Annotated in this window: 13 protein-coding genes; 10 read left to right on the top strand and 3 right to left on the bottom strand. The window is 66.3% G+C overall.

The annotated features are described in order from the left end of the window. Positions 1–335: 335 nt before the first annotated feature. Positions 336–1,094, bottom strand: coding sequence for an SDR family oxidoreductase (locus tag BRAS3809_RS28870; protein ID WP_008965550.1), 759 nt, complete (start codon positions 1,092–1,094; stop codon positions 336–338). Between the two features lie 179 nt (positions 1,095–1,273). Here BRAS3809_RS28870 and BRAS3809_RS28865 point away from each other — a divergent pair, with 179 nt between their 5' ends. Continuing rightward, positions 1,274–2,800, top strand: a complete 1,527-nt coding sequence (locus BRAS3809_RS28865; protein WP_008965549.1) for a malonate--CoA ligase — start codon at positions 1,274–1,276, stop codon at positions 2,798–2,800. 7 nt (positions 2,801–2,807) lie between these two features. Here BRAS3809_RS28865 and BRAS3809_RS28860 read toward each other — a convergent pair whose 3' ends face one another. Then, positions 2,808–3,059, bottom strand: coding sequence for a hypothetical protein (locus BRAS3809_RS28860; protein ID WP_008965548.1), 252 nt, complete (start codon positions 3,057–3,059; stop codon positions 2,808–2,810). A gap of 576 nt (positions 3,060–3,635) precedes the next feature. On the opposite strand from BRAS3809_RS28860, the gene sdhC reads away from it, so the two are divergent. The 9 genes from sdhC to BRAS3809_RS28815 all read left to right on the top strand — a co-directional run bounded on the left by sdhC (position 3,636) and on the right by BRAS3809_RS28815 (position 13,111). Further along, positions 3,636–4,034: a succinate dehydrogenase, cytochrome b556 subunit gene (gene sdhC, locus BRAS3809_RS28855; RefSeq protein ID WP_008965547.1), complete on the top strand. Its 399-nt coding sequence runs from the start codon at positions 3,636–3,638 to the stop codon at positions 4,032–4,034. Between the two features lie 20 nt (positions 4,035–4,054). Further along, positions 4,055–4,429 carry a succinate dehydrogenase, hydrophobic membrane anchor protein gene (sdhD, locus tag BRAS3809_RS28850; protein WP_008965546.1) on the top strand — a complete coding sequence of 125 codons (375 nt, stop codon included), beginning with the start codon at positions 4,055–4,057 and terminating at the stop codon, positions 4,427–4,429. Positions 4,430–4,432: 3 nt separating this feature from the next. Beyond that, entirely contained in the window at positions 4,433–6,271 is a 1,839-nt protein-coding gene (gene sdhA, locus BRAS3809_RS28845; protein ID WP_008965545.1) for a succinate dehydrogenase flavoprotein subunit, read from the top strand. A gap of 48 nt (positions 6,272–6,319) precedes the next feature. After that, entirely contained in the window at positions 6,320–7,102 is a 783-nt protein-coding gene (locus BRAS3809_RS28840) for a succinate dehydrogenase iron-sulfur subunit (protein WP_008965544.1), read from the top strand. Positions 7,103–7,222: 120 nt separating this feature from the next. After that, entirely contained in the window at positions 7,223–9,373 is a 2,151-nt protein-coding gene (locus BRAS3809_RS28835; protein WP_008965543.1) for an ATP-binding protein, read from the top strand. Between the two features lie 58 nt (positions 9,374–9,431). Next, positions 9,432–11,387, top strand: a complete 1,956-nt coding sequence (locus BRAS3809_RS28830) for an ABC transporter ATP-binding protein/permease (RefSeq protein WP_035659233.1) — start codon at positions 9,432–9,434, stop codon at positions 11,385–11,387. 104 nt (positions 11,388–11,491) lie between these two features. After that, positions 11,492–12,319: an FkbM family methyltransferase gene (locus BRAS3809_RS28825; protein WP_008965541.1), complete on the top strand. Its 828-nt coding sequence runs from the start codon at positions 11,492–11,494 to the stop codon at positions 12,317–12,319. A gap of 88 nt (positions 12,320–12,407) precedes the next feature. After that, positions 12,408–12,893: a pyridoxamine 5'-phosphate oxidase family protein gene (locus BRAS3809_RS28820; RefSeq protein WP_008965540.1), complete on the top strand. Its 486-nt coding sequence runs from the start codon at positions 12,408–12,410 to the stop codon at positions 12,891–12,893. After that, a complete protein-coding gene (locus tag BRAS3809_RS28815) occupies positions 12,893–13,111 on the top strand; it encodes a hypothetical protein (protein ID WP_008965539.1) in 219 nt (72 codons plus the stop codon). The genes BRAS3809_RS28820 and BRAS3809_RS28815 overlap by 1 nt, the downstream gene beginning before the upstream one ends. On the opposite strand, the gene BRAS3809_RS36870 is transcribed toward BRAS3809_RS28815, so the two are convergent. After that, positions 13,108–13,608 (bottom strand): hypothetical protein (locus BRAS3809_RS36870; protein ID WP_170323346.1); only part of this gene is annotated, 501 nt, incomplete at its 5' end. The two genes, BRAS3809_RS28815 and BRAS3809_RS36870, sit on opposite strands and share 4 nt — an antisense overlap.

Raw genomic sequence — 13,608 nt, 5'->3', positions numbered from 1 at the left:
TCTTCCCCGCGCCCTCTGTTGATGAGGGCGACAGGTTTCAGCACAGCTCGGGCGCATCGTGTCGCGAGGACGAGGTCGTATGTCTTCCACCTGCTTCTCGGAGGCAACCCAGCTGCGCCGACTTCGACTGTCGTCCCGGACAAGCGCGAAGCGCGCAGATCCGGGACCCATAACCACAGGGTTCAGTTGTCTTGCGCGAGACTGGCCGCCTGCCTGTTTCAGACATCACGCGGTATGGGTCCCCGCGTTCGCGGGGACGACACCGGTTGCGAGGCGACACCTCGATTTTCATGGACCGCTCCGACGCTGTTGCCGTGACGGTTTTCCAGTCCCCCTCAATCCCTGTTCGCTGGCGTCTGGATGAATCCCCGATTCCACGTCGGGCTGATCAGGATCTCGTTCACGCATACCCGCGGCGGCATGCTGGCCACGAACGCGATGGTCCGCCCGAGATCCTCGGGCTGCAGCATCCGGGCCTGCTCCTCGGCGCTCGGCACCACCGGGCGCTGCTCCAGGATCGGCGTCGCGACCTCGCCGGGCATCAGGCAGCAGGCGCGCAGACCGTTCATACATTCTTCCATGTTGAAGGAATGCGTCAGCGCCAGCACCGCATGCTTGGTCGAGGTGTAGGCCGGTCCCGGCATTTTCGAGACATGACGTCCGGCCCAGGACGAGACGTTGATGATGGTGCCGTCCTGCTGCTTGCGCATCGCCGGCAGCACCGCCTTCATGCAATACAGCACGCCGTTGAGGTTGATCTCGACGAGCTGGTTCCAGCCGTCCAGCGTCATGTCGTCCCAGCGCCGCCGCGGCACGTTCACGCCGGCGGAGTTGACCAGCAGGTCGATGCGGCCGTGACGCATCAGGATGGCGTCGGCCGCGGCCTGCACGTCGGCGGACTTGGCGACGTCGAGCGCGATGGCTTCCGCCGTGCCGCCATCCGCCACGATCCGGGCCACCACGGCATCCAGCGCCGCCTTGCGCCGGCCGGACACCACGACCGTCCAGCCCTCCGCCGCCAGCGTCAGCGCGCCGGCCTCGCCGATCCCCGTGCCGCCGCCCGTGATCCAGGCAATTCGTTTCCCCTTGGTCATATTCCGGCGTCTCCCGTTGCCTTCGAAAGGGCGTTTTTGCTAAGGCAGCCTCGATCAGAGACGGCAATCCCGGCGACGTCGCCGCTGCCATCCGTCCCGGCCCTTTTCGTCTTCGTCGAGCCCGATGTTCCGCCGGCTGAAACCGCCGGCCCGGCCGCGCTCTTGAGGGGAATGTTTGCATGAACCACGCCGCCAACGCCAATCTGTTCGCCCGCTTGTTCGATGATCTCGACGAGCCCGGCCGGCTCGCGATCGAGACCCAGGACGGCCAGCGCATCACCTATGGCGACCTGGTCGCGCGGGCCGGGCAGATGGCCAACGTGCTGGTGGCCCGTGGCGTGAAGCCGGGCGATCGCGTCGCCGCGCAGACCGAGAAGTCGGTCTCGGGCCTCGTGCTCTATCTCGCCACGGTGCGCGCCGGCGGCGTCTATCTGCCGCTCAACACCGCCTACACCCTCAATGAGCTCGATTATTTCATCGGCGATGCCGAGCCCACCGTCGTGGTTTGCGACCCGTCCAGGGCCGAGGGCATCGGCGCGCTCGCGGCCAAGGTCGGCGCCAAGGTCGAAACGCTCGACGCGTCGGGCAAGGGCTCGCTGACAGAGGCCGCCGACAAGGCCGCGACCGCGTTCACCACGGAGCCGCGCGCCTCCGACGATCTCGCCGCGATCCTCTACACCTCCGGCACGACCGGCCGCTCCAAGGGCGCGATGCTGTCTCACGACAATCTCGCCTCGAACTCGCTGACCCTGATCGACTACTGGCGCTTTACCAGGGACGACGTGCTGATCCACGCGCTGCCGATCTACCATACGCACGGCCTGTTCGTGGCCAGCAACGTGACACTGTTTGCCCGCGCGTCGATGGTCTTCCTGCCGAAGCTGGATCCGGACCTGATCATCAACCTGATGGCGCGTGCCACCGTTCTGATGGGCGTGCCGACCTTCTACACGCGGCTGTTACAGAACCCGCGCCTGTCGAAGGAGACGACCAGCCACATGCGGCTGTTCATCTCCGGCTCGGCGCCGCTGCTGGCCGACACCCATCGCGAATGGTTCGCGCGCACCGGCCACGCCGTGCTCGAGCGTTACGGCATGACCGAGACCAACATGAACACGTCGAACCCCTATGAGGGCGAGCGCGTGCCCGGCGCGGTTGGCTTCCCGCTGCCCGGCGTGTCCGTGCGCGTCACCGATCCCGAGACCGGCAAGGAGCTCGCGCGCGACGAGATCGGCATGATCGAGGTGAAGGGCCCGAACGTGTTCAAGGGCTATTGGCGGATGCCGGAGAAGACCAAGTCGGAATTCCGCGACGACGGCTTCTTCATCACCGGCGATCTCGGCAAGATCGACACCCAGGGCTACGTCCACATCGTCGGGCGCGGCAAGGATCTCGTGATCTCCGGCGGCTTCAACGTCTATCCCAAGGAGATCGAGAGCGAGATCGACGCCATGCCGGGCGTGGTCGAATCCGCGGTCATTGGCGTGCCGCATGCCGATTTCGGCGAGGGCGTCACCGCTGTCGTGGTGCGCCATCCCGGCGCCGACGTGAACGAGGCCAGCGTGCTCAAGGGGCTCGATGGCCGGCTGGCGAAATTCAAGATGCCCAAGCGTGTGTTCGTGGTCGACGAACTGCCGCGCAACACCATGGGCAAGGTGCAGAAGAACGTGCTGCGTGATCAGTACAAGGACATCTATACGAAGTAACGGCGGCTCAGCGCAGTCGTCCGATTCTCAAGCCCGCCAACGCGGCCAACGGCGGGGCGGCGCAGATCAGCACGAGCTCGAGCGCCGCGAACGACGTCATCTCCTGGTGAATGGCGATGGCGAGGCAGGCGGCGAACAGGCCGGCGGCGGTGAAGCCGAGGATGCACGTCAGAGGCTCCTCGGCCGGCTCGTGCGAGGACGCATGGCGCGCGGGCAGCGCCGCCGTGCGTTCGATGATTGTCTGCCGGGGAGCGGGCATCGGATCTCGCTGCAGCGCTGCTGTCCTGGTGGCGCCTCACCGCAGACTAGGTCACGGCGCCCGACCTCGACATGCGGCAAAATCGACCATCGGCAAGATACGGGGGGCACGCCGCTGGAACACGCGACAGCGCCCTCGACTTGCCCAGGGGAGACAAACCACGGTCGTGCCCGCGGACGGATCGTCCCGCGAATCCGTCCGATCAGACCTGCAGAATCGTCGGCCTGCGAACCCCTTCTTTGGGCGAAACCAGCATCGCGAGGGCCGTAGTTAAGCGGTGAATCAATGCACTACGATCTGCGTTATTTACTAGTCTCATCGGCTTCGTTTCAGTCGGCGTGAGGAGCTAAAAATGAATAGCAATTCGCGGCATGGTCGAGTCGTTGGGCTGTGGTATACCACGACGGCCATTGATCCTTTTTTCATCGCTCTCGTAGTACTGAATCGGTGTTCGGTTTTGGGTCATTTGTCCGTTGCAAGCCCTGTTCCTTCTCCGTAAATAAAGCCCGCCTGCCGATCCCACACGGCCGCAAGCCCCTTCCGTTCACGGCCCACAAGAAATCATCAAAGCAACCAATGACAGCCAGGATCGAACGACCGCTTTCGCCGCATCTGCAAACCTACCGCTGGACGCTGACGATGATCTTGTCGATCGTCCACCGCGCCACCGGGGTTGCACTCTATTTCGGGACGCTGCTGCTGGCCTGGTGGTTGATCGCCGCCGCGTCCGGTCCCAGCGCCTATTCCTACGTCCAGGGCTTCATGGGCAGCTTCCTCGGCCGGCTGATCGTGTTCGGCTATACCTGGGCGCTGCTCCATCATCTGCTGTCTGGCATCCGCCACTTCGTCTGGGACCTCGGCTACGGCTTCAAGCCCAATGAGCGCGAGACGCTCACATGGGGCGCACTGATCGGCGGCATCACTCTGACCGTTCTGGTGTGGATCGTGGCTTACGCAGTCGGAGGCGGCCGATGAGCAACGCACGCGCAAAATCGATGCGGACCCCGCTGGGCCGCGTTCGCAATCTCGGTGCGGCGCATTCGGGCACCGGCGACTTCTGGCGCCAACGCATCACCGCGGTTGCGATGACCCTGCTGATCGTGCCGGTCGTGGTGGTCGTGATCATGCTGCTCGGCCGCAACCAGGCAGGTGCGGCGCAGATCCTCGGCTCGCTGCCGATCGCGCTGATCATGCTGCTGTTCGTGGTTGCCAGCTGCTGGCACATGAAGATCGGCATGCAGGTGATCATCGAGGACTACGTCCACACCGAGTCGCTCAAGCTCATCGCGATCATGGCCAACAACTTCTTTGCCGTGACCGTGGCGATCGCCTCGATCTACGCCCTCATCAAACTGTCCACTGGAGTCTAGCGAATGGCCGGCGGAGCAAATGGCAGCGCGAACGGCGCGCCCGCGACGAACGGAAAAGCCTATCCGATCGAGGATCACACCTACGACGTCGTCGTGGTCGGCGCCGGCGGCGCGGGCCTGCGCGCCGTGGTCGGCTGCAGCGAAGCGGGCCTGCGCACGGCCTGCATCACCAAGGTGTTTCCGACCCGCTCGCACACCGTGGCGGCGCAGGGCGGCATCTCGGCCTCGCTCGGCAACATGCACCAGGACGACTGGCGCTGGCACATGTACGACACCGTCAAGGGCTCCGACTGGCTCGGTGACCAGGACGCGATCGAATACATGGTGCGCAACGCGCCGGACGCGGTCTACGAGCTCGAGCATTGGGGCGTTCCGTTCTCGCGCACCGAGGACGGCAAGATCTATCAGCGTCCGTTCGGCGGCATGACCATCGACTTCGGCAAGAGCCAGGCGCAGCGCACCTGCGCCGCCGCGGACCGCACCGGCCATGCGATGCTGCACACGATGTATGGCCAGTCGCTGCGCCACGCCGCGGAGTTCTTCATCGAGTTCTTCGCCATCGACCTGATCATGGACGACCAGGGCACCTGCCGCGGCGTCATCGCGATCAAGCTCGACGACGGCACCCTGCACCGCTTCCGCGCCCAGACCACGATCCTGGCCACCGGCGGCTATGGCCGCGCTTACGCCTCCTGCACCTCGGCGCACACCTGCACCGGCGACGGCGGCGGCATGGCGCTGCGCGCCGGCCTGCCGCTGCAGGACATGGAGTTCGTGCAGTTCCACCCGACCGGCATCTACGGCTCGGGCTGTCTGGTCACCGAAGGCGCGCGCGGCGAGGGCGGCTATCTCGTCAACTCCGAGGGCGAGCGCTTCATGGAGCGCTATGCGCCGTCCGCCAAGGACCTCGCCTCGCGCGACGTCGTCTCGCGCGCGATGACCATCGAGATCCGCGAAGGCCGCGGCGTCGGCAAGAAGAAGGACCACATCTTCCTGCATCTCGACCATCTCGATCCGAAGGTGCTGGCCGAGCGTCTGCCGGGCATCTCCGAATCGGCCAAGATCTTCGCCAATGTCGACGTCACCCGCGAGCCGATCCCGATCGTGCCGACGGTGCACTACAACATGGGCGGCATCCCGACCAACTATCACGCCGAGGTGCTGACCAAGAAGGACGGCGACGACAACGCCATCGTCCCCGGCCTGATGGCGGTGGGCGAAGCGGCCTGCGTCTCCGTGCACGGCGCCAACCGGCTCGGCTCCAACTCGCTGATCGACCTCGTGGTGTTCGGCCGCGCCGCCGCGCTGCGGCTGGCCGAGAAGCTGACGCCGAACGGCAAGCAGCCCGATTTGCCGAAGGACTCCGCCGACAAGGCGCTCGGCCGGCTCGATCACTACCGCTACGCCTCGGGCGGCACCCCGACCGCGAAACTGCGCGAGAGCATGCAGCACGTGATGCAGACCAACTGCGCCGTGTTCCGCACCGGCGAGGTGCTGCAGGAAGGCCATAACCTGATCCACAAGGTCTATGGCGGCATCGGCGACATCGCCGTGTCCGACCGCTCGCTGGTGTGGAATTCCGACCTGATCGAGACGTTGGAGTTCGACAACCTGATTGCCCAGGCCGTCGTGACGATGGACTCGGCCGTCAATCGCACCGAGAGCCGCGGCGCGCATGCCCGCGAGGACTTCCCGGATCGCGACGACAAGAACTGGATGAAGCACACCCTGGCGTGGATCGACAACAACGACGGCAAGACCACGATCGACTACCGCCCGGTGCACAACTACACCATGACCAACGACGTGCAGTACATCCCGCCCAAGGCACGCGTGTACTGATCGCGCGTGTCCTGAGCCGGTCCGTCACAACCAAGAAGGCCTACCGAAATGGCTGAGTTCGCACTTCCGAAGAATTCCCAGATCACCGGCGGCAAGACCTGGCCGAAGCCGGCGGGCGCCACCGAAGTCCGCGAGTTCAGGGTCTATCGCTGGAATCCGGACGACGGCAAGAATCCGAGCGTCGACACCTACTATGTCGACGTCAACGATTGCGGTCCGATGGTGCTCGACGGCCTGATCTGGATCAAGAACCACATCGATCCGTCGCTGACCTTCCGCCGCTCCTGCCGCGAGGGCGTGTGCGGCTCCTGCGCGATGAACATCGACGGCCAGAACACGCTGGCCTGCACCCGCTCGATGCACGACGTGAAGGACGGCGCGGTCAAGATCAACCCGCTGCCGCACCAGCCGGTGGTCAAGGACCTCGTGCCCGACCTCACCAACTTCTACGCGCAATACGCCTCGATCGAGCCGTGGCTGAAGACGACCACGCCGACGCCGCAGAAGGAATGGAAGCAGACTCACGAGGACCGCGAGAAGCTCGACGGCCTCTATGAGTGCATCCTGTGCGCCTGCTGCTCGACCTCGTGCCCGAGCTATTGGTGGAACAGCGAGCGCTATCTCGGACCGGCCGCGCTGCTGCAGGCGACGCGCTGGGTCAAGGACAGCCGCGACGAGGCGACCGGCGAGCGGCTCGACAATCTCGAGGACCCGTTCCGGCTGTACCGCTGCCATACCATCATGAACTGCGCCAAGGCCTGCCCGAAGGGCCTGAACCCGGCCGAGGCGATCGCCGAGCTCAAGCTCAAGCTGGTCGAGCGGCAGATCTAGCCGCCGGACAGCCTCAGAAGATTACCTCCGCGCCCGAAACCGTCCCGAGTTCCGGGCGCGTCTTGTTTGTCGCCGGCCCCGATTGCGTTAAGCTCTCAGCCTTTTGGGGCCGGAGCGACCGTGCAGACCGCACAACGCAAATCGCTGACGATGCTGCGCTGGATGATGGTCGCGTCGCTGGCGCTGCCGATCGCGTTCTTCCTGATCGCGGCCTACGTCTCCTCCGGCACGACCAGCGAGGAGGCCGACCGCGAGATCCGGCGCTCGCTCGACGTCGTCCACGAGCATGCGCTAAAGGTGTTCGAGACCATCGAACGCAGCCTGTCCGAGATCGACGAGATCGTCCGCGATCTCTCGGACGCCGATATCAAGACCCGCGAGCAGGCGCTGCATGCGCGGCTCCGGCAATTGTCCGACTCGCTGCCGCAGATGAAGTCGGCCTGGGTGTTCGACGCCAACGGCCGGCCGCTGGTCAACAGCCTGATCTACCCGGCGCCGGACGTGTCGTTCCTGGACCGTGACTACTTCAGCGCCCACGTCAAGGACAGCATCGGCACCTTCATCGGCGCTCCGTTGACGCCGCGCTCGCCCTATCCGGGCGCGGCCTTCTTCAGCGTCAGCCGTCGCCGCCCCTCCGACGACGGCAGCTTCACCGGGGTCATCCAGGCCTCGGTGCTGCCGGACTATTTCGAGCACTTCTATGCCCGGATCGGCCGCGCCCAGGGCAGCTACTTCGCGCTGAAGCGGTTCGACGGGCTGACGCTGGCGCGGTTTCCGGCCGCCGAGCGCAGCGCCGGGCCGGCGCCGAACGACATTCCGGCGGGGGCGGCCGATACCGAGCAGCTGGTGACCGAGACCTCGCCGATCGACGGTGTCGAGCGGCGGGTCGGCTACCAGCGGCTCCCGGGCTATCCCGTCTATGTGGCCGCCGGCCTGGAAACCGCAACCATCCGCAACCGCTGGTTCGCGACGATGAGCCGCCACCTGATCTTCGGCATCCCGGCTACGGCCCTGCTGGTCGTGTTCCTGACCCTCGCCCGCCGCCGCACCGAGCGCTTCTACATCGAAGCTGCTCGCCGCCTCGAGGCCGAGGACGCGCTCAAGCATGGCCAGCGCATGGAGGCGCTGGGGCAATTGACCGGCGGCGTCGCGCACGATTTCAACAACCTGCTCACCGTGATCCGCGCCTCGGCCGACCTGCTGCGCCGGCCGAATCTGCCCGAGGAGCGGCGGCAGCGCTACATCGACGCGATCTCCGACACCGTGGCGCGCGCCTCCAAGCTGACCTCGCAGCTGCTGGCCTTCGCGCGCCGGCAGACCCTGAAGCCCGAGGTGTTCGACATCGGCCGCAGCGTGGTCACCCTGCGCGACATGACCAAGACGCTGGTCGGCTCGCGCATCGAGATCGCCATCTCGGTCCCGGATGAGCCTTGCTACGTCAATGCCGACGCCGGCCAGTTCGAGACCGCGCTGATCAACATGGCCGTCAATGCGCGCGACGCCATGGTCGGCCAGGGTGTTCTGAGCATCACGGTCGCCCCTACGCCGGATCTCCCGACCCCGGCCTCACCGCAGGACCGCCCGCCGCTGGGCTACGTCGCCATCGCCGTCCAGGACACCGGCGTCGGCATCCCGCAGGATCAGGTCGGCCGCATCTTCGAGCCGTTCTTCACCACCAAGACCATCGGCCAGGGCACCGGCCTCGGGCTGTCGCAGGTGTTCGGCTTCGCCAAGCAATCGGGCGGCGAGATCGGCGTCGTCAGCGAGGTCGGCAAGGGCGCCACCTTCACGCTCTACCTTCCGCGCGTCGCGCCGGCCCAGGATCAACGCAGCGAGACGGACGGCCATGCCGCGCCGATCAGCGGCCGTGGAATGTCCGTGCTGGTGGTCGAGGACAACATCGAGGTCGGGCGATCGGCCACCGAAGCGCTCGCCGAGCTCGGCTATCTCACTACGCTGGTCGACAACGCCAGGGACGCATTGGAAGAGCTGATCGGCGGCGCCAGCCAATTCGACGTCGTGTTCACCGATGTGGTGATGCCGGGGATGACCGGCCTCGAGCTCGCCGAGGAGATCCGCCGGCTCGAGCTCAACATTCCCGTCGTGCTCGCCAGTGGCTACAGCCATGTGCTGGCTCAGCAGGGCACCAACGGCTTCGAGCTGCTGCGCAAGCCGTACTCGATCGAGGAGTTGTCGCGCGTGCTGCACAAGGTCGTGCCGGTGCCGCTCCATCGCGCCCCGCCGGTGGCGCCGAACCCGGAACTGCGCTGAGGGTCTCGCGGGCGGAACCTGGCGCGGAACCTTCGACTTGGGTTCCGGTTATCGCCGCATGGGACAGATCCAGGACATCGAGCGGCCCGTCGATGACGGGCCGGCAAGGGCGCCGATCGTCGAGATCGCCGCCGAGAACGGCGATCATGTCGAGCCGCCTCCGCCTGAGGTGGTCGAGCCGGACCCGGAGCTGTCGCCGGAGGAGGCGGAGCAGGTCCGCAAGCGATATTTGTTGACGCGATTCTGGATCAGTGCCCGCGGCTATTGGGGCAAGTCCGGCGATCGCCTCGCCTGGCCGTTCACGATCGGGCTTCTGCTGCTGATCGTCGGCACCGTCGCCTTCCAGTACGGCATCAACGTGTGGAATCGGTCGATCTTCGACGCGATCGAAAAGCGCGACGCCGCGACGGTGTTTCACCTCACCGCGATCTTCTTCCCGCTGGCGATCGGCAGCGTCATTCTCGCGGTCGCCCAGGTCTATGCGCGGATGGCGATCCAGCGGCGCTGGCGTGCCTGGCTGACCCACAGCGTGATCACGCGCTGGCTCACCAGCGGCCGCTACTACCAGCTCAATCTCGTCAGCGGCGATCACAAGAACCCGGAATATCGTATCGCCGAGGATCTGCGCATCGCCACCGATTCGCCGGTCGACTTCGTCGCAGGCGTCACCTCGGCGTTGCTGTCGGCCGCCACCTTCATCCTCGTCCTGTGGACGATCGGCGGCGCGCTGACGCTGCATCTCGGCGGCACCGAGATCACCATTCCCGGCTTCCTGGTGATCGCGGCCGTCGTCTATGCCGTCATCGCCTCGGGCTCGATCATGGCGATCGGCCGGCGCTTCGTGCAGACCTCGGAGGACAAGAACCAGGCCGAGGCCGATTTCCGCTACACGCTGACGCGCGTGCGCGAGAACGGCGAGAGCATCGCGCTGCTCGGCGGCGAGACCGAGGAGCGCGCCGGCATCGACAGGACGTTCGGCAATGTGCTGCAGCAATGGGCGCGGCTGGCCGGCCAGCACATGCGCACGACGCTGGTGTCGCAGGGCTCGAGCCTGATCGCCCCCGTCGTCCCGCTGCTGTTGTGCGCGCCGAAATTCCTCGACGGCAGCATGACGCTCGGCCAGGTGATGCAGGCGGCCAGCGCGTTCACGATCGTGCAGACCGCGTTCGGCTGGCTGGTCGACAACTATCCCCGCCTGGCCGATTGGAACGCGTGCGCCCGCCGCATCGCCTCGCTGATGATGTCGCTCGACGCCCTGGAGCGCGCCGAGCGCGGCGACGGCATCGGCCGCATCAAGCGCGGCGAGACCACCGGGGAGGCGATGCTGAGCCTAAACGATCTCTCGGTGACGCTCGACGACGGCACGGCGGTCGTCGGGGAAACCGAAGTCGTGGTCGATCCCGGCGAGCGGCTGCTGGTCGCCGGCGAGTCCGGTACTGGCAAGAGCACGCTGGTGCGTGCGATCGCCGGCCTCTGGCCTTGGGGCGGCGGCAGCATCAATTTCCATCCCGACCGCCGCCTGTTCATGCTGCCGCAGCGGCCCTATGTGCCCTCGGGCAGTCTGCGCCGCGCGGTGGCCTATCCCGGCGCCGCGGAGGATTGGAGCGTCGCGCAGGTCGGCGAAGCCCTGCACAAGGTCGGGCTCGACCATCTCAAGGATCGCATCGAGGAAGAGGCGCCGTGGGATCAGACGCTTTCGGGTGGCGAGAAGCAGCGCCTCGCGTTCGCGCGGCTGCTGCTGCATAGCCCCGACATCGTCGTGCTCGACGAGGCGACGTCCGCGCTCGACGAGAAGAGCCAGGACAGGATGATGCAGATGGTGACGAGCGAACTGCCGAAGGCCACCATCGTCAGCGTCGCTCACCGGGCCGAGCTCGAAGCCTTTCACAGCCGCAAGATCGTGCTGGAGCGGCGCAAGGGCGGCGCCAAGCTCGTCAGCGACATCGATCTCATCCCGCGCAAGGGCAAGCGGCGTCTGATCGGCCGCTTCCTGCGCCAGCGCAAGGCGGCCTGATCGCCGCGGTGAGGCCACAAAGTGGCCTTGCCGCCCGCATTGGACTGGGCGGCAAAACCGGCTATCACTCGGCGCCCTCAGGACCAGCCTGCCAGGACCCGACCTTGACGCCCGACAACGATCCTTCGCCGCCGCCCTTCGGGGCCTTTGCTCCGAATGCCGCGCAGGCGTTGGTGATCCGGCTGGCGCACGGCTCCGGCCTGAAGCGCGGTGCGTTCCGGCCGATGCTGACCCGGGCGGTGGACCTGCTGCGCGCCGGCCCCGTCGATGTCGGCTACCAAGGCGCCAACTTCCGCTTCTATCATCAGCTCAGCGCCACCGAGCGCGGCGCCCTGTTCAATCCCGACTACAATCGCGAAGAGCTCGATTTTCTGCGCAGCCAGGTGCCGGCCGGCGGCACCGCGGTCGACATCGGCGCCAATGTCGGGACGTTCGCGCTGCCGCTGGCGCGCCATGTCGGGCCAAATGGCCTGGTGATCGCGGTCGAGCCGCATCCGGTCACGCATGCAAGGCTGAGCTTCAACCGCGACGCGTCGGCGCTGTCGCAGGTCAGGCTGGTGGCCGCGGCAGCGGGCGACAGCGACGGCGAGGTGATGATCGAGACCGATGGCGACAATCTCGGCGCCAGCCACATCGTGGTCGGCACCGCCGGCGCCGAGGCGTTCAAGGTCCCGTCGCTGCGTCTTCAAGCGATTCTCGACCAGGCCGGCGTGACCCGTGTCGATGCGCTCAAGATCGACGTCGAAGGCTTCGAAGATCGCGTGCTGACCTGCTTCTTCCGCGATGCGCCGCAGACGCTGTGGCCGCGGGCCGTCGTCATCGAGCATCTGTCGCGCGACGAATGGCAGAACGACTGTCTCGCCGACATGATCAAGCGCGGCTTTCGCGAGGTCGGCCGGACCCGCAGCAACACCCTGCTGCTCCGCGGCTGATCCGCGCACGCCGCCGGGTTCCTGTATCGGCCTCGGAACATCGCAGCCCGACGCGACGTTATCGCCCCTGACATCCAGGGAGCGGACCATGAGCAACGACGACACGCGCGATCAGGATCGCGCCTGGGAGCTGATGAAGAAGATCGGCTTCGCCATGCTGGTCACCAAGGACGGTGACAAATTGCGCGCGCGGCCGATGAGCGCCTATCTCGCGCGCGATGAAGGCCTGATCTATTTCCTCACCGATGCGCGCCACCACAAGGACGAGGAGATCGCGCGATCGCCGCAGGTCAACCTGTCGTTTGCCGATGCCGGCAGCCAGACATACGTCTCGCTGACCGGCACGGCCGCGATTTCCAACGATCGCGCCAAGATCCGCGAGCTGTTCACGACGACGGCGAAGGCGTGGTGGGACAGTGCTGAGGATCCGAACATCCGACTGCTTCGGATCACGCCCGACGACGCCGAGTTCTGGGATTCGCCAGGCACGGTGATCAGCTACGTCAAGATGGCCGCAGCCGCGGTCACCAACACGCGCCCCGATATCGGCGACAACCGCAAGGTCGCGATGTGATGCCAATCGAGCCGCCCGAAATCCCGCCGGCGACACCCGGGCATCCTGTCGAGCCGCCGCCGGAGGATCCGGTGGGGAATCCGAATCCGGAAGTGCTGCCCCCGGTGTACGAGCCGGGCATGCCGTCGCCGCCGCGCGAACTGCCCGGAACGACGCCGGACGAGGTTCCGGGCCGTGGACCGCTCGGTCCGACCACGCCGAATCCGGTCACGGATTAAGTCTGGTCATGGATTGACCGCGATTGAACCTTGATCATGATGCACGTCAGGGGGCCGGCGACGCGCCGGCTCTCGCCGCGTCGTGTTCCCGCAAGCCTTTGAAATTCAAGACTGAATGAGACATGAACGGCGGCGGCCCCGCGGCTGCTTCGCGTCGAAATAAATCCCGTCGCGGATTTGAACTGCGCCACATTCCAGCCTAACGCATAAACGTTGATCACGCCGTGCTTCAAAAAGAACGTTTCGGGACACCAAAACACATGAGCAAACTTCGCGTTCTGCTGCTTGCGACGACCGCACTGTCGGCGATGCAACTGACGAACACCGCATCCCACGCGCAGACCGCGCCGTTCGTCATCGCGCAAGGTCCCGGAGGGCCGGCTGGTGAGGTCGGTCCCGACGGTCGACCGAAGCAGCCGCCGCATGGTCAGCCGCCGCAGGGGCAGCCGCAACGCCCCGGCGCCGCGCCGCCGGCTGCGCCTCCGCATCAAGCTGCG

Source organism: Bradyrhizobium sp. STM 3809, assembly GCF_000239795.1.
Classification (GTDB): domain Bacteria; phylum Pseudomonadota; class Alphaproteobacteria; order Rhizobiales; family Xanthobacteraceae; genus Bradyrhizobium.
This window is presented reverse-complemented; position numbering and strand designations above follow the sequence as displayed.

Excerpts from the sequence above, each read along its gene's own strand:
- BRAS3809_RS28840 (WP_008965544.1), top strand. The coding sequence starts at position 6,320 with ATGGCTGAGTTCGCACTTCCGAAGAATTCCCAGATCACCGGCGGCAAG.
- BRAS3809_RS28870 (WP_008965550.1), bottom strand. The coding sequence starts at position 1,094 with ATGACCAAGGGGAAACGAATTGCCTGGATCACGGGCGGCGGCACGGGG.
- sdhA (WP_008965545.1), top strand. The coding sequence starts at position 4,433 with ATGGCCGGCGGAGCAAATGGCAGCGCGAACGGCGCGCCCGCGACGAAC.
- BRAS3809_RS28860 (WP_008965548.1), bottom strand. The coding sequence starts at position 3,059 with ATGCCCGCTCCCCGGCAGACAATCATCGAACGCACGGCGGCGCTGCCC.
- BRAS3809_RS28865 (WP_008965549.1), top strand. The coding sequence starts at position 1,274 with ATGAACCACGCCGCCAACGCCAATCTGTTCGCCCGCTTGTTCGATGAT.
- sdhD (WP_008965546.1), top strand. The coding sequence starts at position 4,055 with ATGCGGACCCCGCTGGGCCGCGTTCGCAATCTCGGTGCGGCGCATTCG.
- BRAS3809_RS28830 (WP_035659233.1), top strand. The coding sequence starts at position 9,432 with ATGGGACAGATCCAGGACATCGAGCGGCCCGTCGATGACGGGCCGGCA.
- BRAS3809_RS28815 (WP_008965539.1), top strand. The coding sequence starts at position 12,893 with ATGCCAATCGAGCCGCCCGAAATCCCGCCGGCGACACCCGGGCATCCT.
- BRAS3809_RS28820 (WP_008965540.1), top strand. The coding sequence starts at position 12,408 with ATGAGCAACGACGACACGCGCGATCAGGATCGCGCCTGGGAGCTGATG.
- sdhC (WP_008965547.1), top strand. The coding sequence starts at position 3,636 with ATGACAGCCAGGATCGAACGACCGCTTTCGCCGCATCTGCAAACCTAC.